Origin of the sequence: Streptosporangium sp. NBC_01755 (genome assembly GCF_035917995.1) — a bacterium.
Lineage (GTDB): Bacteria > Actinomycetota > Actinomycetes > Streptosporangiales > Streptosporangiaceae > Streptosporangium.
In genome coordinates this window covers 5671195-5692889 of record NZ_CP109131.1, presented here as the reverse complement: position 1 = coordinate 5692889, position 21695 = coordinate 5671195, and the positions used below count along the sequence as shown (strand labels likewise).

General features: G+C 68.6%; 20 protein-coding genes. 11 read left to right on the top strand and 9 right to left on the bottom strand.

Annotated elements, in window-relative coordinates:
• Positions 1-14: 14 nt before the first annotated feature.
• Both rpoD and dnaG read right to left on the bottom strand, forming a co-directional pair.
• Positions 15-1151, bottom strand: a complete 1137-nt coding sequence (rpoD, locus tag OG884_RS27205; protein WP_326647010.1) for an RNA polymerase sigma factor RpoD — start codon at positions 1149-1151, stop codon at positions 15-17.
• 152 nt (positions 1152-1303) lie between these two features.
• Positions 1304-3154, bottom strand: coding sequence for a DNA primase (dnaG, locus tag OG884_RS27200; protein ID WP_326637498.1), 1851 nt, complete (start codon positions 3152-3154; stop codon positions 1304-1306).
• A gap of 258 nt (positions 3155-3412) precedes the next feature.
• Between dnaG and OG884_RS27195 the strand changes: the two genes are divergently transcribed.
• A complete protein-coding gene (locus OG884_RS27195) occupies positions 3413-4246 on the top strand; it encodes a M23 family metallopeptidase (protein ID WP_326637496.1) in 834 nt (277 codons plus the stop codon).
• Between the two features lie 26 nt (positions 4247-4272).
• Here the strand turns inward: OG884_RS27195 and OG884_RS27190 are convergent, their stop codons facing one another.
• From OG884_RS27190 to OG884_RS27170, 5 genes are all read right to left on the bottom strand, one after another.
• Positions 4273-5505, bottom strand: coding sequence for a deoxyguanosinetriphosphate triphosphohydrolase (locus OG884_RS27190; RefSeq protein WP_326637494.1), 1233 nt, complete (start codon positions 5503-5505; stop codon positions 4273-4275).
• Positions 5506-5898: 393 nt separating this feature from the next.
• Positions 5899-8541, bottom strand: coding sequence for a pyruvate, phosphate dikinase (gene ppdK / locus OG884_RS27185; protein WP_326637492.1), 2643 nt, complete (start codon positions 8539-8541; stop codon positions 5899-5901).
• Positions 8542-8866: 325 nt separating this feature from the next.
• Entirely contained in the window at positions 8867-9538 is a 672-nt protein-coding gene (locus tag OG884_RS27180) for a response regulator transcription factor (protein WP_326637491.1), read from the bottom strand.
• A 93-nt stretch (positions 9539-9631) separates the two neighbouring features.
• On the bottom strand, positions 9632-11017 hold the full coding sequence (locus OG884_RS27175; protein ID WP_326637489.1) for a glycine--tRNA ligase: 1386 nt from the start codon (positions 11015-11017) through the stop codon (positions 9632-9634).
• Between the two features lie 131 nt (positions 11018-11148).
• Positions 11149-11427: an antibiotic biosynthesis monooxygenase family protein gene (locus OG884_RS27170; RefSeq protein ID WP_326637487.1), complete on the bottom strand. Its 279-nt coding sequence runs from the start codon at positions 11425-11427 to the stop codon at positions 11149-11151.
• Between the two features lie 73 nt (positions 11428-11500).
• Here OG884_RS27170 and OG884_RS27165 point away from each other — a divergent pair, with 73 nt between their 5' ends.
• The 6 genes from OG884_RS27165 to OG884_RS27140 all read left to right on the top strand — a co-directional run bounded on the left by OG884_RS27165 (position 11501) and on the right by OG884_RS27140 (position 16024).
• Positions 11501-11890 carry a DUF6703 family protein gene (locus OG884_RS27165; protein ID WP_326637485.1) on the top strand — a complete coding sequence of 130 codons (390 nt, stop codon included), beginning with the start codon at positions 11501-11503 and terminating at the stop codon, positions 11888-11890.
• 310 nt (positions 11891-12200) lie between these two features.
• Entirely contained in the window at positions 12201-13178 is a 978-nt protein-coding gene (locus OG884_RS27160) for a metal ABC transporter substrate-binding protein (protein ID WP_326637483.1), read from the top strand.
• Positions 13179-13214: 36 nt separating this feature from the next.
• Positions 13215-13967: a metal ABC transporter ATP-binding protein gene (locus OG884_RS27155; protein ID WP_326647009.1), complete on the top strand. Its 753-nt coding sequence runs from the start codon at positions 13215-13217 to the stop codon at positions 13965-13967.
• Entirely contained in the window at positions 13964-14797 is an 834-nt protein-coding gene (locus tag OG884_RS27150) for a metal ABC transporter permease (RefSeq protein ID WP_326637482.1), read from the top strand. The genes OG884_RS27155 and OG884_RS27150 overlap by 4 nt, the downstream gene beginning before the upstream one ends.
• On the top strand, positions 14794-15201 hold the full coding sequence (locus OG884_RS27145; protein ID WP_326637480.1) for a Fur family transcriptional regulator: 408 nt from the start codon (positions 14794-14796) through the stop codon (positions 15199-15201). The genes OG884_RS27150 and OG884_RS27145 overlap by 4 nt, the downstream gene beginning before the upstream one ends.
• Before the next feature lie 274 nt (positions 15202-15475).
• On the top strand, positions 15476-16024 hold the full coding sequence (locus OG884_RS27140; protein ID WP_326637478.1) for a CGNR zinc finger domain-containing protein: 549 nt from the start codon (positions 15476-15478) through the stop codon (positions 16022-16024).
• 82 nt (positions 16025-16106) lie between these two features.
• On the opposite strand, the gene OG884_RS27135 is transcribed toward OG884_RS27140, so the two are convergent.
• The gene (locus OG884_RS27135; protein ID WP_326637476.1) at positions 16107-16886 is read right to left on the bottom strand and encodes an isoprenyl transferase; all 780 of its coding nucleotides are present in this window, start codon (positions 16884-16886) and stop codon (positions 16107-16109) included.
• A complete protein-coding gene (gene recO / locus OG884_RS27130; protein ID WP_326637474.1) occupies positions 16883-17620 on the bottom strand; it encodes a DNA repair protein RecO in 738 nt (245 codons plus the stop codon). Before recO ends, OG884_RS27135 begins: the two co-directional genes overlap by 4 nt.
• A gap of 177 nt (positions 17621-17797) precedes the next feature.
• Here recO and OG884_RS27125 point away from each other — a divergent pair, with 177 nt between their 5' ends.
• The 4 genes from OG884_RS27125 to ddaH all read left to right on the top strand — a co-directional run bounded on the left by OG884_RS27125 (position 17798) and on the right by ddaH (position 21691).
• Positions 17798-19375 carry a CDP-alcohol phosphatidyltransferase family protein gene (locus OG884_RS27125; RefSeq protein ID WP_326637471.1) on the top strand — a complete coding sequence of 526 codons (1578 nt, stop codon included), beginning with the start codon at positions 17798-17800 and terminating at the stop codon, positions 19373-19375.
• Positions 19372-20079: a DUF5941 domain-containing protein gene (locus tag OG884_RS27120; RefSeq protein ID WP_326637469.1), complete on the top strand. Its 708-nt coding sequence runs from the start codon at positions 19372-19374 to the stop codon at positions 20077-20079. Before OG884_RS27125 ends, OG884_RS27120 begins: the two co-directional genes overlap by 4 nt.
• A gap of 193 nt (positions 20080-20272) precedes the next feature.
• The gene (locus OG884_RS27115) at positions 20273-20770 is read left to right on the top strand and encodes an Lrp/AsnC family transcriptional regulator (protein ID WP_326637467.1); all 498 of its coding nucleotides are present in this window, start codon (positions 20273-20275) and stop codon (positions 20768-20770) included.
• Positions 20771-20896: 126 nt separating this feature from the next.
• Complete coding sequence (gene ddaH / locus OG884_RS27110; RefSeq protein ID WP_326637465.1) at positions 20897-21691, top strand: dimethylargininase; 795 nt, start codon at positions 20897-20899, stop codon at positions 21689-21691.
• The last annotated feature ends 4 nt before the right edge of the window (positions 21692-21695 follow it).

Below are 21695 nucleotides of genomic sequence, written 5' to 3'. Positions count from 1 at the left end.
CGCCGTGTGGCTCCTCAGTCGAGGTAGTCGCGAAGCATCTGCGCCCTCGTCGGGTGGCGTAGCTTGGCGAGGGTCTTCGACTCGATCTGGCGGATGCGTTCACGCGTCACGCCGAACTCCCTGCCGACCTCCTCCAGCGTCCGGGGGTGGCCGTCCGCGAGCCCGAAGCGCAGCTGGATGATGCGCTGTTCACGATCTGAGAGCGTCGCGAGGATGTCGTCGAGCTGGTCCTGCAACATGATGAAGGCCGCCGCCTCCATCGGGACCACCGCGTCCGCGTCCTCGATGAAGTCACCGAGGTCGGAGTCCTCCTCACCGATCGGCGACTGGAGCGAGACCGGCTCCTGGGCGATCCGCTGGATCTCGATCACCCTGTCGATCGGCAGGTCCATCTCCAGGGCGATCTCCTCGGGCGCCGGCTCGCGGCCGAGGTCCTGGTGAAGCTGACGCTGGACGCGCACCAGCTTGTTGATCGTCTCGACCATGTGCACCGGAATCCGAATGGTGCGCGCCTGGTCCGCGATGGCCCTGGTGATCGCCTGGCGAATCCACCAGGTGGCATATGTGGAGAACTTGTAGCCCTTGGTGTAGTCGAATTTCTCGACCGCCCGGATGAGCCCGAGGTTGCCCTCCTGGATGAGGTCCAGGAACAGCATCCCGCGTCCCACATATCTTTTGGCGATTGACACGACCAGCCGCAGATTGGCCTCGATCAGCCGCTGTTTGGCCCGTGTGCCCTGCCAGGCGAGCTCCTTGAACTCCGGGAAGACCAGACGCGAGACGACGCTGGTCAGCTTGTCCTCGGCGAACAGGCCCGCCTCGATGGACTTGGCGAGCTCCACCTCCTCCTCGGCCGTGAGCAGGGGCACACGGCCGATCTCCCGCAGGTAGATCCGGACGAGATCGCTGGTAGGAGCCCTTTTTCCGACATCCTCCTCATCGGACCGGGCGGGCTCCTCGTCGCTCTGGGGCTCAAGGACCTCCACTCCCTGCTCGGCGAGCATGCGAACGACGCGCTCAAGCGCGTCGGACGGCAGCTCGGACTTGTCGAGAGCGGCGGCCACGTCATCGACCGTGACGCTTCCGCGCTCTCTTCCCTTCGTGACGAGGTCGGCCACCTGGTCTACCGATGGCGGCCCACTTGGCAGCACCGATGCACCCACGGGAGACAGTCTGCTGTATTGGGTCCCCTAAATGGCAGACCTATTTTTGTCACCGAAGGTAAGGCCGCGATCATTATCGGATCGAGACCTTATTCGGGTTTGGTGGAATCGCCTCGCGGATATTAAAGCCAATTACGCGGTCAGCTCGCGGCGGCGCGTTCCCTCAGCACGCGCCGCTGCTGCTCGAGCGCGACCAATTCCGCGTACAACCGCTTGTAATCCTCCGGCGCCTCGACGGGATTGGTCCGCTCCATGCGTGATTTGAGCTGATCGAGCACCCGAGTGACGGTGATCAACTCAAGTGCCACCAGCAGTCCCGCCGCGTACCGTTCCTCACTTGTCAGGTCGGCGCGGATCTCCTCGACCGCGAAACGCGTCAGGAGTCCCCGCAGGGAGTCGTTCACGCCGCCCAGCAACCGGTCCACCCATTCCCGCCCGCCGGCTCCGGCCGCCGCCGTGCCGCCCGCGTCGGCGATGAGCTTGTAGAGGGCGAGATGTTCGGGAAGGGTGAACGCCTCCCCGCCCATCACGTCGAACTCCGGGCCGAGCAGCGCGGGACGTTGCACCGCCAGTTTGAGAATCTCGGCCTCGGTCCTGACCGTGGGGTCGGTCAGGTCGGCGATCTTCCTCGGCCTGGCCTTCTGGCGGGGACCCGGTTGTGCCCGCAGGGACACCTCCATGATCCGGTCCAGCACGAAGCCCTCGTCGTTGAAACCGAGCCAGCGGTCCAGGCTCACCGCGTACAGCTTGCGCAGTCCCTGGTCCTTGATCCGGGCCACGATGGGTGCCGCGGCGTCGAGCCCGGCGAGCCGCCCCTCGTTGGTGCTCGCGTCGTAGCGGGAGATCACGCTGCGAATGGCGAAGGCGAACAGCGGTTCCCTGCCGGCGATCAGGTCGCGTACGGCCGCATCGCCATGCCTGATGCGCAGGTCGCACGGGTCGAGCCCGTCCGCCTGCACCGCCACGAAGGTCTGGGTGGCGAACTTCTGCTCGTCGGCGAAGGCGCGCAGCGCCGCCTTCTGCCCGGCGGAATCGCCGTCGAAGGTGAAGACCACCTCGCCCTGGGAGCCCGTGTGGTCGAGCAGCAGCCGCCGGAGCACCTTGATGTGCTCCTCGCCGAACGCGGTGCCGCAGGTGGCCACCGCCGTCGGCACGCCCGACAGGTGACAGGCCATCACGTCGGTGTAGCCTTCGACGATCACGGCCTGGGAGCGCTTGGAGATCTCACGCTTGGCCAGGTCCACACCGTAGAGGACCTCACTCTTCTTATAGAGCGGGCTTTCTGGAGTGTTCAAGTATTTCGGCCCGTCTTCGGCGTCATTCAACTTCCGCGCGCCGAAACCAATGACATCACCGGTTATATCGCGAATAGGCCAGACCAGCCGTCCCCGGAAGCGGTCGATCGGACCGCGCCGCCCCTCCTTGGCCAGCCCTCCCTTGATCAGCTCCGCGCTGGTGAACCCCCTGGCCATCAGATGCCGCGAGAGCGCCTCCCACTCGGCCGGGGCGTACCCGACGCCGAAACGCTCGGCGTCGACCCTCTCGAACCCGCGCTCCGACAGGAACCTGCGCCCGATCGCGGCGTCGGGCGCGGCCAGCTTCGAGACGTAGAACTCGGCCGCCGCCCGATGGGCCTCGATCAGGCGGGTGCGCTCGCCCTGCTCGCGCCCCGGGACGTAGCCGCCCTGCTCGTAGCGGAGCTGGATGCCCGCCCGGACGGCCAGCCGCTCGACCGCCTCGCCGAACGACAGGTGCTCCAGACGCCGGACGAAGGTGATGACGTCACCTCCCTCGGCGCAGCCGAAGCAGTACCAGTAACCCCGGGTGGGGGTCACGTTGAACGACGGGCTCTTCTCCTCATGAAAGGGGCAGAGCCCCTTCAGGTTGCCGCCGCCCGCGTTGCGAAGCTGGATGTGCTCGCCCACGATGTCGGCGATCGGTGAGCGCTCCCGTACGAGCGCGATGTCCTCGTCACTGATCCGGCCTGCCACGCCGCGAGTCTAGTCCGGCCCCCTGACAGGTCGGAGCAGTCGGCCCGGTCCGCCTTCCGACACGTGGGAGCAGTCGGCCCGGTCCGCCTTCCGACACGTGGGAGCGGTGCCGCCGGGACGGGACGGACAGGAGGAACGATGACTTTCCCAAAGAGGTCGTGACCAACCATGACGTCGGTTACAAAGGTAAAGGTGGATTTTCGATAATGTACGCGGGTGGAGATCATGCGATCGGGGCAAAAGACACGATTGGCCGCTGTGACAGGTGCGGTGCTCGTTACCGGAGCCTGCGCGTCGCCAGGTGGGGTGGCGGGCATCGGCACGGTGACTCCGAGCTTCGAGGCCGCCGCCGGGGCGCCGGCCTCGGTCACCGCGACCATGCCCGAGGCGACGCCGACTCCCGCCCCGCAGACGGCGGTCGACCGTCCCAAGCCCGACCCCCCGGTGCAGATTCCGCCGCCGAAGGTTTCCGAACACACCTACGTCTTCCCGGTGAAGGACTGCTCGGTCGACTACCAGCGCAAGCTCCTGGTGCTGCCCAAGACCACGATCTGGGCGGCCAAGGGCTGTTCCTTCGTCTCACCGGTGGACGGCGTGGTCGACGAGGTCAACGTCAAGAACCGCTGGAAGCCCTCCACCGATCACGGTGCCGCCCGTGAGGGGCGCTTCGTCACGATCATCGGCGACGACGGCGTGCGCTACCTGGGCGGTCACCTGGACAAGGTCGCCCCGGAGATCAGGCCGGGGCTGCGCGTCAGCGCCGGCCGGCTCCTGGGCCAGATCGGCAACTCGGGCAATGCCCGCTCCATGGCCAGCAACCTCTATTTCGCGATCTCCTGGAAGACCGACCCCTCGCTGTGGTGGATCCGCCGGGGCATGGTCAAGCCGTGGAACTACCTGGACGCCTGGTCGAAGGGCAACCCCACGTTCTCCCCGGCCGACGAGATGCGGGCCGTGATGAAACGGACCGGGGCGGCTCCCAGGTGCGTCACCCTCTGCGCGTCGAAGCCGGCGCCGACGAAGAAGCCCTCCAAAAAGCCGGAGAAGCCGCCGGAGCCGGAGCCGGAGCAGGTCACGCTGGGCGGTGGCTGAGCGCGACGGCGACCGCCCTCAGGAGGTCAGCGACCCGCCAGGTGTCGGTGCCAGGCGACCGCGGAGGTGTCGGTGAGCGAGGCGATCTGGTCGATGACCACGCGTAGTCGATCGGCGTCCCTCTCGGCCCTGGTGAAGGCGGGCCTGAACGCCGGTTCCAGGGTGCCGGGGGCGCCCAGCATGATCTGGTGGGCCAGATCGTGGATCAGCTCGCGCTGCCTGGCCTGGTTGGCGTTGTGCGCGTCGCTGGCCATCACGTAGTGGGCGGTGACCCCCTTCAGCAGCGCGCACTCCAGCCGGGTGGCTCTGGGCACGATCAGGTCGGCACTGTAGCGCCCGGCAGCCGGGCCGTACGCCTCGCGGGTGGCCACCTCGGCGGACCTGCAGAAGTGGCCGATCAGCGAGCTGGTGAGCCCCTTGATCGCGGCGAGGTCGGTGAGCGAGCGGTCGAAGTGGCGGGGCCAGAGCGGCTGGGTGATCAGGCGTCCGAAGAGATCCTCCAGCTCGCCGGGCTCGACGTCGGGGGCGTACCACTCGCGGGTGGTCGCGCAGACCTCGCGGCGCTCCGCCGGGTCGCGCATCGCCTCCAGCACCACGTTGCCGGAGTGCAGGGCGTCTTCCAGGTCGTGCACGGAGTAGGCGACGTCGTCGGCCCAGTCCATGATCTGGGCTTCGAAGCTGACCCGCCCCTCGGGCGCGCCCTCCCTGATCCACTCGAAGACCGGCAGGTCATCGTCGTAGACGCAGTACTTGGCACTTCTTTCCCTGGTCCACGGATACTTGACCGCCGCGTCCAGGGAGGCGCGGGTGAGGTTGAGGCCGGCGCTACGGCCGTCCTCGGTGACCACCTTGGCCTCCAGCCGGGTCAGCAGACGCAGGCTCTGCGCGTTGCCCTCGAAGCCGCCGCACCCGGCGGCGAGTTCGTTGAGCGCCGTCTCCCCGTTGTGACCGAACGGCGGGTGGCCGAGGTCATGGGCCAGGCAGGCGGTCTCCACCAGGTCGGGATTCCGGCCGAGCGTCTCGCCCATCTCCCTGCCGATCTGGGCGCACTCCAGCGAGTGGGTCAGGCGGGTACGGGGGATGTGCTGGCCACTGCCGAAGGTCTCTCCCGGGCCGACGACCTGGGTCTTGGCGGCGAGCCGCCGCAGCCCGGCGCTGTGCAGCACCCGCGCCCGATCCCGCCCGAACGGGTTTCTGCCGGGGTTGCCGGGCGGTTCCGGCACCCATCTGACCTGGTCGTGTTCGTCATAACCATGCATAAGTGCAGTGATTTTATCCGCGAAAAGAGCGTGCTATGCGGAACGGCAAGAAAACACCTGGTTACCGGGCCGGTGACCTTCATCCTCGGCTCGTACCGGACCCCGCGGCCGCCCCGGTGAGATGGGACGACCACGGGGCCCGGGCTTCACGGGTGTTCCCTCCGGCGGTGCCGGAGGCGAAACACCCGTGAAGCCCGGGCGGGATCCGAAAGGTCACACACCCGTGAAGCCCGGGCGGGATCCGAAAGGTCACACACCCGTGAAGCCCAGGCGGGATCCGAAAGGTCACACACCCGTGAAGCCCAGGCGGGATCCGAAAGGTCACACACCCGTGAAGCCCAGGCGGGATCCGAAAGGTCACACACCCGTGAAGCCCAGGCGGGATCCGAAAGGTCAGCGAGTGTCGGATCCGTCGCAGACCAGGGAGGCGCGGGCGGCCTCCAGGCGGGCTACCGGAACACGGAACGGCGAGCAGGACACGTAGTCCATACCCACCTGGTGGCAGAAGTGGATCGAGTCCGGGTCTCCGCCGTGCTCGCCACAGATACCCAGCTTCAGGTCGGGCCGGACCTTGCGGCCCTCCTCGGCGGCGATGGTGACGAGCCTGCCGACACCGTCACGGTCCAGGGTCTCGAACGGGGAGACGCCGAAGACACCGAGCTCAAGGTATTTGGAGAAGAACGCGGCCTCGACATCGTCGCGGGAGAAGCCCCAGGTCATCTGGGTCAGGTCGTTGGTACCGAAGGAGAAGAACTGGGCGGCCTCGGCGATCTGGCCGGCGGTCAGCGCCGCGCGCGGCACCTCGATCATCGTGCCGATCAGCGCCTCGACCCCGGCCTCGGCGAGGATCTTCCGCGCCTCGTCCTTGACGTGCTCCAGCTCCTGTACGGCGGCCACGAGCGGAATCATGATCTCCGCGCGACTGCCCGGCACGGCCTTGGCCGCCGCCGCGATCGCCCGGACCTGCATGGCGAACACACCGGGGATGACCAGGCCGAGCCGTACACCGCGCAGGCCCAGCATCGGGTTCTGCTCGTGGAGCCGCTTGAGCGCGGCCAGCAGCTCGCGGTCCTTCCGGTCGGCCGCGTCGCCCGCGAGGGCGACCTTCACCGACAGCTCGGTGAAGTCGGGCAGGAACTCGTGGAGCGGCGGGTCGATCAGGCGGATCGTGACGGGCAGCCCCTCCATCGTCTGGAAGATCTCCGTGAAGTCCGCCCGCTGCAGCGGCTCCAGCGCGGCCAGCGCCCGCTCACGCTCCGCCTCGGAGGTGGCCAGCACCAGGTCCTCGACCAGGCTGCGGCGCTCGCCGAGGAACATGTGCTCGGTACGGCAGAGCCCGATGCCCTGGGCACCGAACCTGCGCGCCCTGGCGGAGTCCTCGGCGTTGTCGGCGTTGGCGCGCACGGCCAGCCGGCGTACCTCGTCGGCGTGGGACATGATCCGGTGCACGGCGCCGACGAGCTCGTCGTCCTGGTCACCGGAGCCCTCGAAGTACTCCACGATCGGGGAGGGGACCACGGGCACCTCGCCGAGGTAGACGGCCCCGCTGCTACCGTCGATGGAGATGACGTCTCCCTCGGAGACCACAACGCCGGAAGACGTGGTGAACCTGCGATTCCTGACCGAGACCTCCAGCTCCTCGGCCCCGCAGACGCAGGTCTTGCCCATGCCCCTGGCGACCACGGCGGCGTGCGAGGTCTTGCCGCCGCGACTCGTCAGGACGCCCTGGGCGGCGATCATCCCGGCCAGGTCGTCGGGGTTGGTCTCCCGGCGGACCAGGATGACCGCCTCTCCTTGCGCGGCGAGCTCGACGGCCCGCTCGGTGGAGAAGACGGTCTTGCCGACGGCCGCGCCCGGTGAGGCGTTCATCCCCTTGGCGATCATCTCGGCGCCGGATTCGCTGGTGAAGCGGGGGAACATGAGCTGGGCCAGCTGGTCGCCGGTCACCCGGGTCACGGCCTCGTCGAGGTTGATCACACCCTGGTCGACGAGTTGCACGGCGATGCGGAAGGCCGCGCCCGCGGTCCGCTTGCCCACCCGGGTCTGGAGCATCCAGAGCCTGCCGCGCTCGACGGTGAACTCGATGTCGCACAGGTCGCGGTAGTGGTTCTCCAGCGTCTCCATGGTGTGCATGAGCTCGTCGTAGACGGCCTTGTCGAGGCTCTCCAGCTCCTGCAACGGCATGGTGTTGCGGATGCCCGCGACCACGTCCTCACCCTGGGCGTTCTGCAGGTAGTCGCCGTAGACGCCCTGCTGGCCGGTACCGGGGTCACGAGTGAAGGCCACACCGGTGCCGGAGTCCATGCCACAGTTGCCGAAGACCATCGAGCAGACGCTGACCGCCGTGCCCAGGTCGGCCGGGATGCGTTCCTGACGGCGGTAGAGGACGGCTCGCGGGGCGTTCCACGACTTGAACACGGCCTCCACCGCCATGTTCATCTGCTGGTGGGGATCCGCGGGGAAGTCCTCACCGGTCTGGGCGCGGACGATGCCCTTGTAGGTCGCGACCAGGCGCCGGAAGTCGGCCGCCTCCAGCTCCAGGTCGTGGCGGCCGGCCTTGAGCTCCTCCAGGGCCTCGTCGAAAAGCTCGCCGTCGATGCCCTGGACGGTCTTGCCGAACATCTGGATGAGGCGCCGGTAGGAGTCCCAGGCGAAACGCTCGTTGCCGCTCGCCTGCTTGGCCAGTCCGTGGACCGAGTCGTCGTTCAGACCGATGTTGAGAACGGTCTCCATCATGCCGGGCATGGAGAACGCGGCGCCTGAGCGCACGCTCACCAGGAGCGGGTTGTCAGCCTGGCCCAACCGGCGCCCCATCTTGGTCTCCAGCGCGGCCAGGTGCGCCGAGACCTCCTCCTGCATTCCCCCGGGAATCACCCCGTCCCGCAGGAAGCTCTGGCATGCCTCGGTGGTGATGGTGAAGCCGGGGGGCACCGGCAGCCCGAGATTGGTCATCTCGGCGAGGTTCGCCCCCTTACCGCCAAGCAGACCTTTGAGATCTTTGTTGCCCTCGGTGAAGTCGTAAACGTACTTGGGCACGGTTGCTCCTTCTTCGACTTCAGAACGGCGTCCAGTCCCGCCTCCCTGCGGACTCTACCGACGAACAAGGCGACGAAACAGTACCCAATGCGCAACACTGCATTTTCCCAGTTCAGAGCAGATAAACTGGTCTAATCCAATTCAAATCTAGATCAAATACACGAGGGTATTGACCGCTTCGAGAATCGGCTTATATCAATTGATGTGGGCTGGTTTCCCTAGTATTCGACCCTGTTCACGGCGGGTTCAGCGACCGGCCCGGCATCGCACGCCGCCACCCGGGGCAGGCTTCCGGTGCAATGCCGCAGGGCACGGGGAGCGGCCTTTACGAACCTTCCCGCAGCCGATACCCCCTGCTGATCACGGTCTCGATCACGCCCTCGGCGCCGAGCTTGCGCCGCAGATTGCCGACCGTCACCCGTACGGTGTTGCTGAGGGGGTCGGCGTGCTCGTCCCAGACATGCTCAAGCAGTTCCTCAGCCGAGACCACGTGCCCGTAGTGGGCCATCAGGTAGTGCAGCACGCCGAACTCCTTGGGGGTGAGCCCCAACTCCCGGCCCCTCGCGCGAACCTGCGCCCTGGAGACGTCCAGCCGCAGGTCCCCCACCTGCAAGATCGCGGTGCCGCCGCTCGGCTCCCCGTGCGGCAACGCGCTCACCCTGGCCAGCAGTTCGGGAAAGGCGAACGGTTTGACCAGGTAGTCGTCGGGTCCCTCGTCCAGTCCGAGGACCCGGTCGTCCAGCCGGTCCCGCGCGGTCACCATGATGATCCGCGCGGCCCCGCCGTTGGCGGTCCGCCGCAGCGCGCGGCACAGCTCGAAGCCGTCGCGGCCGGACAGGTCGAGATCGAGCAGGACCACGTCGTACGGGTCGAGTTGGAGCCGCTGTTTGGCCTGCGCCGTGTCGCGGGCGACGCAGACCGTGTAACCAGCCCGGACGAACCCCACTCGCAGGGCTTCGACCAGGTCTTTCTCATCCTCGACAACGAGCAGTCGCATGGTACGAACCTAGATCGTGCACGGCCCGAAACGCGGCTGCCACCGCCGTCCCCGCCTCCGTCGCTCCCGTGTCGTCGCGGAGCGGGTCGTTTCTCAGTCGTTGAGGTGCTGGCGGAGGTAGGGCTCGACCTGGTCGAGGGCCACGCGCTTCTGGGCCATCGAGTCACGCTCGCGGACGGTGACCGCCTGGTCGTCGAGAGTGTCGAAGTCGACGGTGATGCAGAACGGCGTGCCGATCTCGTCCTGGCGGCGGTAGCGGCGGCCGATCGCACCCGCGTCGTCGAACTCGACGTTCCACCGGCGGCGGAGCTGGGCCGCCAGGTCCTTGGCCTTGGGCGACAGGTCGGCGTTGCGCGACAGCGGGAGCACCGCGACCTTGACCGGCGCGAGCCTGTGGTCGAGCCGCATGACCGTGCGCTTCTCCATGACGCCCTTGGCGTTGGGCGCCTCGTCCTCGGTGTAGGCGTCGATCAGGAAGGTGAGCGTGGCGCGGTCGACACCGGCGGCCGGCTCGATCACGTACGGGACGTAGCGCTCGCCGGTGTCCTGCTCGAAGAAGCTGAGGTCGGTGCCGGAGGCCTTGCCGTGCGCGGTCAGGTCGAAGTCCGTGCGGTTGGCGATGCCCTCAAGCTCGCCCCACTCGCTGCCGGTGAAGTTGAAGCGGTACTCGATGTCGACGGTCCGCTTGGAGTAGTGAGAGAGCTTCTCCTGCGGGTGCTCGTAGATGCGCAGGTTGTCGGGGGTGATGCCCAGATCGGTGTACCAGCGGAAGCGCTCGTCGATCCAGTACTGGTGCCACTCCTCGTCGCTGCCCGGCTTGACGAAGAACTCCATCTCCATCTGCTCGAACTCACGGGTGCGAAAGATGAAGTTGCCCGGAGTGATCTCGTTACGGAACGACTTGCCGATCTGGCCGATGCCGAACGGGATCTTCCTGCGCGCCGACTGCTGCACGTTGAGGTAGTTGATGAAGATGCCCTGGGCGGTCTCCGGCCGCAGGTAGGCGAGGCCCGACTCGTCCTCGACCGCGCCGAGGTAGGTCTTCAGCAGGCCGCTGAACTGCTTGGGAGTGGTGAATGAGCCCTTGTTGCCACAGTTGGGGCAGGTGATGTCGGCCAGGCCGTTGGCGGGCGGCTTGCCGTGCTTCTCCTCGTACGACTCTTCGAGGTGGTCGGCGCGGTAGCGCTTGTGACACGACTGGCACTCGGTCAGCGGGTCGGTGAAGGTGTCCACGTGGCCACTGGCCTGCCACACCTCGCGAGCCAAAATCACACAGGAGTCGAGACCGACCACGTCGTCACGGCCCTGCACCACGGTCTTCCACCACTGCCGCTTCACGTTGTTCTTGAGCTCCACGCCCAGCGGACCGTAGTCCCACGACGCGCGCAGGCCGCCGTAGATCTCGCTGGAGGGATACACAAGACCACGCCGCTTGGCGAGGCTGACGATGGTGTCCATGATGTCCGTACGGCGTGCCATAAGGGAAAATCTCCATCCGGCTGGAGGTCGGCGAGGAATTGATTGAGTCTCCAGCTTAGGGGAGACGGCCCCTCGGGACGTGCGCATAAACCATGACGCCCGCCTCACTCCGGCAAAGCTTCCACGGAACCTCAGGGACGGCCGACGTCCTCGAACGCGCTGGGCTCGTTGATCATGAGCGTCATCAGCGGATACATCGCCATCCGCGCCGCGCCCAGCGCCCTGCGGTAGAACCCGGCGCCCTCCCACTCGCTGACCAGCGCCCACAGCTCCGGCTCGTCCACCGATCTCGACACCCTGCCGCGCAGGTAACCCGGCTGCTCCGCCAGCGTGTCGATGATCTCGTGGGCCCCGGCCAGAAACTCCTCGGTCCGGCCGGACGGTACCGAATAGCGGATGAGAGCAAGCATCCGCCCAGCATGTCAGAGCCCGCCCCCCGCCCCGCGACATCCCGTAGGGCCACGATGACGTTAGGCTCGACTCGTGGCCGACAAGCGTGGGAAACGCCCCGCACACCCGCTGGCACAGTCCCGCCCCAGGCAGGGCAAACGCCCGCTGCCGGCGGGTGAGCAGTTCTTCACGCCGGGGGCGACCGGGCTGCGAAAGAAGGCCGAGCGGCGCAGCGCGGCCCCGCTCGTCTTCCTGTTCCAGCTCCCCCGGTGGATCGCCCCGGTGGTGCTGGTGATCCTCCTGTTGACCGGCTTCGCGGTGCCGTCCTTCTGGGGTGGCATCGCCGTGCTTCCGGTGATCGGGTTCGTCGGCTGGCTCGCCTACATGTCGTGGCCGTCCCTGGGGGCCGGGGGCCGCCTGCTGCGTGTCGCGCTGCTCACCTTCCTGATCCTGCTCGCCGCCGACCGCTTCGGCGCCTTCTGACGCCACCTCGCCCTCGCCCCGGGCGTGGCGGCGCCCGTACGTCGCGGGCACCCGGCGCGTGGAGCCGTCACACCGGGGGTGATCGGGCTGACGTGGGTGTCCCCCCCGTCCGCCGGGCCGGCGGGTTCCCTGACCTCGGCGCCGTCGATCACAGGGTCGGCGATCACAGGGTCGGCGATCACTGGGGCGGCGATCACTGGGGCGGCGATCACGGAGTCAGTGATCACAGGGGCGGCGATCACGAGGCCGACGATCATGGGGTGGCGCACGGTTTTGACAACCGTTTTCATTTGCGCGCATACTGGGTGACATGATGTCCGAGTCCTCCCGACGTATCCGCATACGTAACGCGAGCCTGGTCGCGTCCGCCGCCCTTGTCGCCGCCACCACCGCCTGCGGCGCCGAAATCGGCTCAACCGATGAATCGCCCGGGGGGGCGTCAGGCGCCTCCGCGACGGGCAAGCCCGTCGTCACCGCGGCCATGTATCCCCTGCAGTGGCTCACCGAGCGGGTCGGCGGCCCCGACGTGGCCGTCACCGGCCTGACCAAGCCCGGCGTCGAGCCACACGACCTGGAGCTGTCCCCGCTCCAGGTGGCCGGGTTGCAGGAGACGAGGCTCGTCGTCTACATCAAGGGCGTTCAGCCGGCCGTGGACGAGGCGGTCGAACAGCACGCCGCCGACCGGGGCTTCGACGTGGCCTCCTCGGTCCCGACCCTGCCCGCGACCGAGGAGGAGGGCCACGACGGCGAGGAGGGACACGGCCACGAGGAGGCCGGCCACGACCCCCATCTCTGGCTCGACCCGGCCCGCTTCGCGACGGTCGCCACCAAGCTCGGCGAGAGGCTCGCCGTCGTCGACCCCGCGCACGCGCCGGGCTACCGGGAGCGTGCCGCCGGAGCCGCGGCCGACCTCACCGCCCTGGACGGCGAGCTGGCCAAGGGCCTGGCCACGTGTTCCTCACGCGCGATCGTCACCAGCCACGCCGCGTTCGGCTACCTCGCCAACCGCTACAAGCTCCACCAGATCGGCATCAGCGGCATCGATCCCGACGCCGAGCCCTCTCCCGCACGCCTCGCCGAAGTGTCAAAAGTGGCTAAGCAGGAGAAAGTGACTACGATTTTCACCGAGACTCTCGTCAGACCGAAGGTCGCCGAGGTTCTCGCCCAGGAGGTCGGCGCGAAGACCGCGGTCCTCGACCCGGTCGAAAGCCGGCCGGCGACCGGCGACTACCTGTCCGCCATGCGCCAGAACCTCACAGCCCTCCAATCGGCACTCAGCTGCTCCTGAAGGCCAGACGTGACATCCAGCAAAACGGTTTTCACCATGAACGGCGGCAGGGTCAACCTGGACCGCCGCCCGGTGCTCCGCGGGATCGACCTGTCCGTCGAGCCGGGTGAGGCGGTGGCGGTGCTCGGTGCGAACGGGTCGGGGAAGTCAACCCTCATCCGCGCCCTGCTCGGCCTCATCCCCCTGTCCGGCGGCGAGACCCTCCTGTACGACAGACCCCCCGCCCGGTTCCGCGAGTGGTGGCGAATCGGCTACGTGCCCCAGCGGCTCTCGGTGGGCGGCGGCGTGCCGACCACGATCCGCGAGGTCGTCGCCTCGGGACGGATCGCCAGGCAGCGACGCCTGCGGCCGGCCCGCGCGGCCGATCGGGAGGCGACGGACAGGGCGCTGGCCGCCGTCGGCCTGGCCCATCGCGCCTCCGACCCGGTGCAGACCCTGTCCGGCGGCCAGCAGCAGCGGGTGCTGATCGCCCGCGCCCTCGCCGGGGAGCCCGACACCTTCGTCATGGACGAACCCACCGCCGGCGTCGACTCCGGGAGCCAGATGCTCCTGGCCGAGACCCTGTCCACGCTCGTGGAGCAGGGCAAGACGGTCCTGCTGGTCGCGCACGAGCTCGGCCCGCTGGAACCCCTGATCACCCGCGCGGTGGTCCTGCGGGACGGGTACGTCTGCCACGACGGCCCGCCGCCCCAGGCGGTCGGCACTCACGCGCTGCCCGGCCACGACCACGTGCACCCGCACGCCGAGGAGGAGCCCGTGAGCCCGCTCGACTGGAGGCCCTCGTCGTGATCGAGCTTCTGCAGTTCGACTTCATGCGGCGGGCGCTGATCGCCGCCCTCCTGGTCGGCCTGGTCGCCCCCGCCATCGGCACGTTCATGGTCCAGCGCCGCCTGGCCCTGCTGGGCGACGGCATCGGGCACGTCGCGCTGACCGGCGTGGCCCTGGGCTTCCTAACCGGGACCGCCCCGGTGCTGACCGCCGTACTGGTCTCCGTGCTCGGCGCCGTGGCCATCGAAGTGGTCCGCGCACGCGGCAGGACCAGCGGTGACGTGGCGCTCGCGCTGCTGTTCTACGGCGGCATCGCCGGAGGGGTGCTGCTCATCTCGCTGGCCCCCGGCGGCAGCAACGCCACCTTGATGTCCTACCTGTTCGGCTCGATCAGCAGCGTCCCCGTCGAGGACGTGTGGGTGATCGGCCTGCTGGCGGCGGCGGTCCTCGGCGTGCTGGCCGTCTTCGGGCGGGAGCTCTACGTGCTCTGCCAGGACGAGGAGGTCGCCAAGGCCAGCGGCCTGCCGGTCCGCTTCCTCAGCCTGCTGATCGCCGTGACCGCCGCGCTGACCGTGGTCATCGCCATGCGCGTCGTAGGATTGCTTCTGGTCAGCGCGCTGATGGTGGTGCCGGTGGCGACCAGCCAGCAGCTCACCCGAGGTTTCGTGAGCACGATGCTGCTTTCCATGCTTTTCGGGATGATCGCCACGGTCGGTGGCCTGACCTCCTCCTTCTACGTCGAGGTCCCGCCGGGTGCGATCATCGTGATCGTCGCTCTCACCGGGTTCGTCCTCGCCCTCGGGCTCGGTAGATTCATACGCCGAAGCCGACCCCAGGAGTCCAGCTCATGAGCAACAGGCGTGATGCCGTCCACGCGGTCCTCCGTCAGAGCGAGGGTTTCCGCAGTGCGCAGGACGTCTACGCGGAGATGCGCGCGGAAGGCGCCAAGATCGGACTGACCACCGTCTACCGGGCGCTCCAGGCGCTCGCCGACACCGGTCACGTCGACATGCTGAGAACCGACGACGGTGAGTCGGTCTATCGGGCGTGTGCCAGCGGCGACCACCACCACCATCTGGTCTGCCGCATGTGCGGCCGTACCGTGGAGGTGGCCGGACCCGCGGTGGAGCGCTGGGCCGAGGCCATCGGCTCCGAGCACGGGTTCACCGAGGTCACCCACACGGTGGAGATCTTCGGGACCTGTGCCTCCTGCTCCACAGCCGCCAAACCGGCCCATGCGCCGAGCCGCGTCTGAGCCCGCCGGATCCTCACCACCCGGGGAAACGCACCGGGCCGCGTCTGAGCCCGCCGGATCCTCACCACTCGGGGAAACGCACCGGGCGACGGGGGCGTACCGGACGTGGAGCCGCTGAAGATCATGCCGGCTGGGTGTTCACAGGGCGTGCCACGGCGATGTGCGCGAGAGAGAACGAGAGAGAGAAGGCGCGAAGGTCCGCCGGAGAGATACGCTTCCGACACGGCAAGCCACCGCGAGCCTCACGCTGTAACCGCTTTCTACAGGAGTCAACATGCCATTCGGACATGACATGGTGCACTCACTCGCCACCGCGGTCGACCTGGTCAACACCTCCCCCTCCACCGGAGGCGAGGACACCCTGACCGATCTGCGGGAACTGGGCGACTTCGTGGCACGCTGGGAGGTCAGCGGGATCGGTGAGCTGGACGCGGGCGACCTGGCCGAGGTGCGCGCCCTGCGCGAGGCCTTCCACAAGGTCTTCACCGCCCCGGACCAGCCCACCGCGGTCATCCGGCTGAACACCCTGCTGAGCGGGACCCGCATCACCCCGCGCCTGGCGGAGCACGACGGCCACCCCCTGCACGTCCACTACTTCGCGCCGGACGCCTCACTCGACGAGCACCTGGCGGCCGACATCGGGGTCGCCCTGGCCCACCTGCTCGTCGAGGACGAGTGGGAGCGCCTGCGCACCTGCTCGGCGCCCGACTGCGACCATGTCTTCGTGGACGAGTCCCGCAACCGTTCGCGGGTCTACTGCGACAGCCGCACCTGCGGGAACCGCATGCACGTGGCCGCCTACCGTGCGCGACGCCGGGCCTGAGGTCACTCGCCGCCCGTACCCGCTCCGGCGTTGGACCGGGCGCGCCTCCTGGCCCGTCGAGGGCGCCCGGAAGACACCATTGTCATTCCGCGGTCGCGTTCGGCACGGCTCCGCCGTACCTCCTGTCGCGCTTGGCGTATGTCTCGCAGGCCTGCCACAGATCACGGCGGTCGAAGTCGGGCCAGAGACGGTTGAGGAAGACCATCTCGGCGTACGCCGTCTGCCAGATCAGGAAGTTGGAGATGCGCTGCTCGCCCGAGGAGCGCACGAACAGGTCGACGTCGGGGATCTGCGGCTCGTCCAGGTAACGGGCGAAGGTCTCCTCCTTCACCCGGCCCGGCTTGACCCGCCCCTCGGCGATGTCCTGCGCCAGGCGCAGGGCGGCGTCCACGATCTCGGCGCGGCCGCCGTAGTTGACGCAGAACTGCAGGGTCAGGGTGGAGTTGCCCTCGGTCATCTGCTCGGCGTCGCGCAGTTCCTGGATGACGCTTCGCCACAGCCGTCCGGGGCGGCCCGCCCAGCGGACCCGCACGCCCATCGCGTGGAGCTGGTCCCTGCGTCGGCGGATGACGTCGCGGTTGAAACCCATCAGGAAACGGACCTCGTCCGGGGAGCGCTTCCAGTTCTCCGTGGAGAAGGCGTAGGCCGACAGGTAGGGGATGCCGAGCTCGATCGCGCCCTCGATCACGTCGAAGAGCGACGCCTCGCCCGCCTTGTGGCCCTCGGTACGGGGCAGGCCGCGCTGCTTGGCCCACCGGCCGTTGCCGTCCATCACGATCGCCACGTGCCGCGGCACGAGGTCACGCGGGATCGGGGGCGAGATTGCACCGGAGGGGTGCGGGACGGGCGGGCGGACGTTCACGTGGCGAGTTCCCTTTCTACGTGTCGAAGAGAGCGTATGCCGTGTTCGAGGTGCCACTGGAGATACGCGGCGACCAGGCCGCTGCACTCCGCGCGGTGCCTGGCCCCCGATGCGTCGGCGGTGAGCCAGTCCCCCTTGAGCAACGCCACCATCAGGGCCAGGGTCTCCCCCTCCGGCACCGCCGCGCCCGCGGGACGGCAGGCCCCGCACACCACACCGCCGGCCACGATGGCGAAGGCCCGCACCGAGACCGCCTTGCACCGGGCACAGGCCTCCAGGGCGGGGGCGTAACCGGCGACCGCGAGAGAGCGCAGGAAGTAGGCGTCCAGGACGAGCCTGGCCTCGTGGGCGCCCGAGCCGAGCGTGCGCAGGCCGCCGACCAGCAGCAGGAACTGGCGGAGCGCCGGTTCCTTCTCCCCCATGATCAGGCGGTCGGCGGTCTCCAGCATGGCGATGCCCGCCGTGTAGCGCGGGTAGTCTGCGACGAGTGGCCGGCCGTACGGCTGGATGGTCTCGGCTTGAGTGATCACGTCGAGGGTGCGGCCGGTGTGGAGCTGGAGATCGACATGGGTGAACGGTTCGAGCCGACTGCCAAATCGTGATGTCGTGCGCCGGACGCCCTTGGCGACCCCTCGGATCTTGCCCGTCCGCCGGGTCAGGACTGTGACGATGCGATCGGCCTCGCCCAGCTTGTGGGTGCGCAGCACGATGCCGTCGTCACGGTACAGACTCACCCGCACAGTGTAGTGGGGGCGTGGGGCGATTCACTTGGCAGAGGTGCAACCATGATCAAACGACACGGATAGATCACTGGTGCGTGTTGTTCACCTAAAACTCACTAAACTTTGGCCTCTGGCGAAATACATCCCCCGCTACACCGCCTCACACCCGTCTCCGCATGAAAGGGTGCCATGCCCCGCGTGGTCCTGCTGGGCTCATCGCCCGGCCCCGATGCCGCTACCGGCCAGGCGACGCCGCCCGCCGCGTTGACCCTGCCCGCGCTTCCCGGTTGCCCCACGGTGATCGGCAAGCTGCACGGCCAGCTCGCCTCGATCGACCCCGAGCCGGTGACGATCGCCCGATCGAGTGAGGCCGCCGCCTACCGGGGCTTCCCCGGCAGCCTCGTCGAGACCTCCGACCTGGCCGGTGACCTGCGCGCCGTGGCCGAGGCGGCCGAGGCCGCCACCGAGAACCTGCTCATCCTGCCCGCCAACTCGCTGATCCACGACGAGCTGATCTACCAGATCACCAAGTCGAAGCGCGGGGCGCTCGCGCTGATCGTCAGGGAGCCCCGGGAGGAGGACGAGAACGGCGACGCCGTCGTCCCCGACGTCCCGATCGAGGAGGCGCAGCCGGAGATCGGCGACCGGACGCTGGAGGACCTGCCCGTCCGGGTACGCGCCCGCAGGTCCCGCATCATCTCGGTGGGTTCGGCCTTCCATGCGGTGACCAGGCCCAACGCGGTCCTGCTCGGCCCGCTGCACCTGCACCACAAGCACGCGCCGGTCCTCGCCGAGGCCGCCCGCGAGCTGGCCGACATGGCCCACCTGCTGGGCCCCGACGACGACCTGGTCCAGCTGCTGGTCCTGGGCCTGGTCCGCAAGGGCGTCTCGGTCGGCGTCCGCGGCCGCCGGGACCTGTTCTTCCGCCGGGTGTCCACTCCCGGGCAGGCCATCGAGGCGCCGGCCGAGATGGTCACGTTCAACGAGGACAGTGCCAGGCTGAACAACGCGGTGAAGGGCGCCGACGGTTTCTTCACCACCTATTTCGTCAGCACCTACTCCCGGTTCATCGCCCGCTGGGCGGCCAAGCGGGGGCTGACCCCCAACCAGGTCACGCTGATCTCGATCGCGCTGGGCGTGGCCGCGGCGCTCTGCTTCGCCACCGGTGAGCGGGCCGGGATGGTCGCGGGCGGCGTGCTGATCTACTTCGCGTTCGTGTTCGACTGCGTGGACGGCCAGGTCGCGCGGTACGCCCGCAAGTTCGGCGTGCTCGGGGCGTGGCTGGACGCGACCTTCGACCGGTTCAAGGAGTACGTGGTCTTCGCCGGTCTGGCGGTCGGCGCTGCGGTCTCCGGCGTGGGCGACGTGTGGACGCTGGCGCTGATCGCGCTCGGTGTGCAGTCCATCAAGCACCTGCTCGACTTCTCCTACGGCGCGGCGAACCGGCGTAAGCCCCCGTCGCCGCTGCCCTCGGTGCCGCTGTCGGTCAGCGCCGACACCGGCCTTCGCCAGGCGCTGGAACAGCGCAAGGCCGCCCAGACCGGCGGGATCCGCAGCCTGCTGAAGATGTGGGGCAGGGCCGGCAGGTTCCGGGCCGTGCACTGGGCCCGCAAGATGATCGTGTTCCCCATCGGTGAGCGCTTCGCCGCCATCGCGATCGTCAGCGCCCTGTTCGACGCCAGGATCACCTTCCTGACACTGATCATCTGGGGTGGCATCGGTGCCGCCTACTCGCTCACCGGACGCCTGATGAGGTCTCTCGCATGATCACCCAGCCGCAGACCATCCCCGCTCCGGACCCGTACCAGGAGCGGCTGCGCATCCAGACCGCGCGACTGCTCGCCTACCGCGACGACGGCCCGCTGGTGACGCTGCTGCGTGAGCGGGTCGGCCCCGGGCTGCCCCCGGTGCCCGCCACGCTCGCCGCGCTGCTGGCGATCATCGCGATGGCGGTGACCGGGATGCTGGTGGACGGGCCGATCCTGCTCGTCCCCGTGCTGATCATGATCGTCCTGGTGCTGCCCACCGCGGCCCGTGATCACCTCGGCAAGCTCGACTGGCTGGCGCCGCCGCTGATCCGCGGGGCCGAGTTCCTCACGATCATCCTGATCGGCCTGGCGGCGGACGCGCCCAAGTGGCTGCTGTACGTGCTGATCTACGTGATCGGCTACCACACCTACGACACGGTGTACCGGACACGGCAGAGCATCTGGCCGGCCCCCTGGGTCTTCCGGGCCGGCCTGGGCTGGGAGCTCAGGCTGCTGCTGATCGGCGCCGGTGCCGCGCTGGGCGTGCTGACCTGGGTGCTGGCCGCGCTCACGATCTACCTCGGTGTGCTGTTCGCCGTCGAGAGCGTGACGAGCTGGGTCCGCCTGGACAAGCAGACGGCGCTCGCCCAGGCGGGCGACGACCTGGAGGCCTCCCCCGAGGAGGCCCAGGAGCAGGCCACCGGCGAGGCCGAGCAGACCTGACCGGAGACCGCACAGATGGCGGATGCCGCCGGACAGGTCATCTGTCCGGCGGCATTTTCATTGATCACAGGACCGGGTGCGCGGCCGGACGCACGGCGACACGGATTCACCTCGGGTCGCCGCCGTCCGCCGTGAGCGCGGGTGGACCGCTCGTCGCGAGCCCGGACGGACCCGAAGCGATATACAGGTCAGCGTGGAACTGGACAGGCTGGATCGCGACATCATCGGGGCGCTCGTCGAGGACGCCCGAGCCACATACGCGGAGATCGGACAGCAGGTGGGCCTGTCGGCGTCGGCGGTGAAACGCCGGGTGGACCGGCTGCGCGAGACCGGCGCCATCACCGGGTTCACCGCCAGGGTGGAGCCCGCGGCGCTCGGCTGGACCACCGAGGCCTACGTGGAGCTGTTCTGCGCGGGGAAGACCTCGCCGTCGGAGATCGGGGTGGCCATCGGCCGCCATCCCGAGGTGGTCTCGGCGTGCACCATCACCGGCGAGGCCGATGCGCTGCTGCACATCAGGGCCACCGATGTGCGGCACGTGGAGAGGGTGATCGAACGCATCGCCTCGGAGCCGTTCGTGGTGCGGACCAAGAGCTCCATCGTGCTCTCCCGGCTGATCGAGGCGCCGCTCATGACCTCGCGCGACGAGCCGTTCATCGCCCCGCACAACGAATCACCGTTCATCGCCTGAAGCGCGCAAGAAACCCGCGCCAGAACGCAAGAGCAAGCTCTTGGCCTGCGAGAACACCGTTTCCTAGGCTGATGACGCCGCCACTGAGCCGGCGTTTTCACCACGACCTTCGATACGGGGTTATTCATGACGAGGCACTACCTCATGTGTCGGCCCGACCACTTCGCGGTTGAGTACGCGATCAACCCGTGGATGCGTCCCGAGGCCGGTGCCGACCGCGAGGTGGCGATCAGGCAGTGGGAGACGCTCAGGAGCGCCTACGAGGATCTCGGGCACCGCGTCAGCCTCATCGATCCGGTGAAGGGTCTGCCGGACATGGTCTTCGCCGCCAACGGGGCGCTGGTGGTCGGCGGTCGCGTGTACGGCGCGCGGTTCACCCACCCGCAGCGGGCGGCCGAGGGGCCCGCCTACCTGAAATGGTTCGCCGACAACGGCTACCAGCGGGTCCGCGAGGCGACCTTCACCAACGAGGGTGAGGGGGACTTCCTCACCCTCGACCACCTGGTGCTGGCCGGCACCGGCTTCCGTACCGACATCACCGCTCACGCCGAGGCCCAGGAGTTCCTCGGCCGACCGGTGGTGACGCTGCAGCTGGTGGACCCGCGGTTCTACCACCTGGACACCGCCCTCTTCCCGCTAAACGGACACAACGTGGCATACTTCCCGGGGGCTTTCTCCCCTGGAAGCCAGGAGGTGCTCCGCGGCCTCTTCCCCGACGCCGTCATCGCCGGTGAGGACGACGCCGCCGTGCTGGGCCTCAACGCGGTCAGCGACGGCAGCAACGTGGTGATCAACGTCGAGGCCGCCGATCTCCAGCTGGAGCTCAAGCGCCGGGGCTTCGAGATCATCCCCGTTGACCTGTCGGAGCTCCGCAAGGCCGGGGGCGGTCCGAAGTGCTGCACGCTGGAGATCAGGGGATAGTGCC

Bases quoted from the DNA above. Each gene is read 5' to 3' on its own strand.
- OG884_RS27140 (WP_326637478.1), top strand. From the start codon at position 15,476: ATGCCATTCGGACATGACATGGTGCACTCACTCGCCACCGCGGTCGAC.
- OG884_RS27145 (WP_326637480.1), top strand. From the start codon at position 14,794: ATGAGCAACAGGCGTGATGCCGTCCACGCGGTCCTCCGTCAGAGCGAG.
- OG884_RS27175 (WP_326637489.1), bottom strand. From the start codon at position 11,017: ATGGCACGCCGTACGGACATCATGGACACCATCGTCAGCCTCGCCAAG.
- OG884_RS27155 (WP_326647009.1), top strand. From the start codon at position 13,215: ATGAACGGCGGCAGGGTCAACCTGGACCGCCGCCCGGTGCTCCGCGGG.
- OG884_RS27190 (WP_326637494.1), bottom strand. From the start codon at position 5,505: ATGCATGGTTATGACGAACACGACCAGGTCAGATGGGTGCCGGAACCG.
- OG884_RS27160 (WP_326637483.1), top strand. From the start codon at position 12,201: ATGATGTCCGAGTCCTCCCGACGTATCCGCATACGTAACGCGAGCCTG.
- OG884_RS27180 (WP_326637491.1), bottom strand. From the start codon at position 9,538: ATGCGACTGCTCGTTGTCGAGGATGAGAAAGACCTGGTCGAAGCCCTG.
- OG884_RS27125 (WP_326637471.1), top strand. From the start codon at position 17,798: ATGCCCCGCGTGGTCCTGCTGGGCTCATCGCCCGGCCCCGATGCCGCT.
- ddaH (WP_326637465.1), top strand. From the start codon at position 20,897: ATGACGAGGCACTACCTCATGTGTCGGCCCGACCACTTCGCGGTTGAG.
- OG884_RS27170 (WP_326637487.1), bottom strand. From the start codon at position 11,427: ATGCTTGCTCTCATCCGCTATTCGGTACCGTCCGGCCGGACCGAGGAG.
- OG884_RS27120 (WP_326637469.1), top strand. From the start codon at position 19,372: ATGATCACCCAGCCGCAGACCATCCCCGCTCCGGACCCGTACCAGGAG.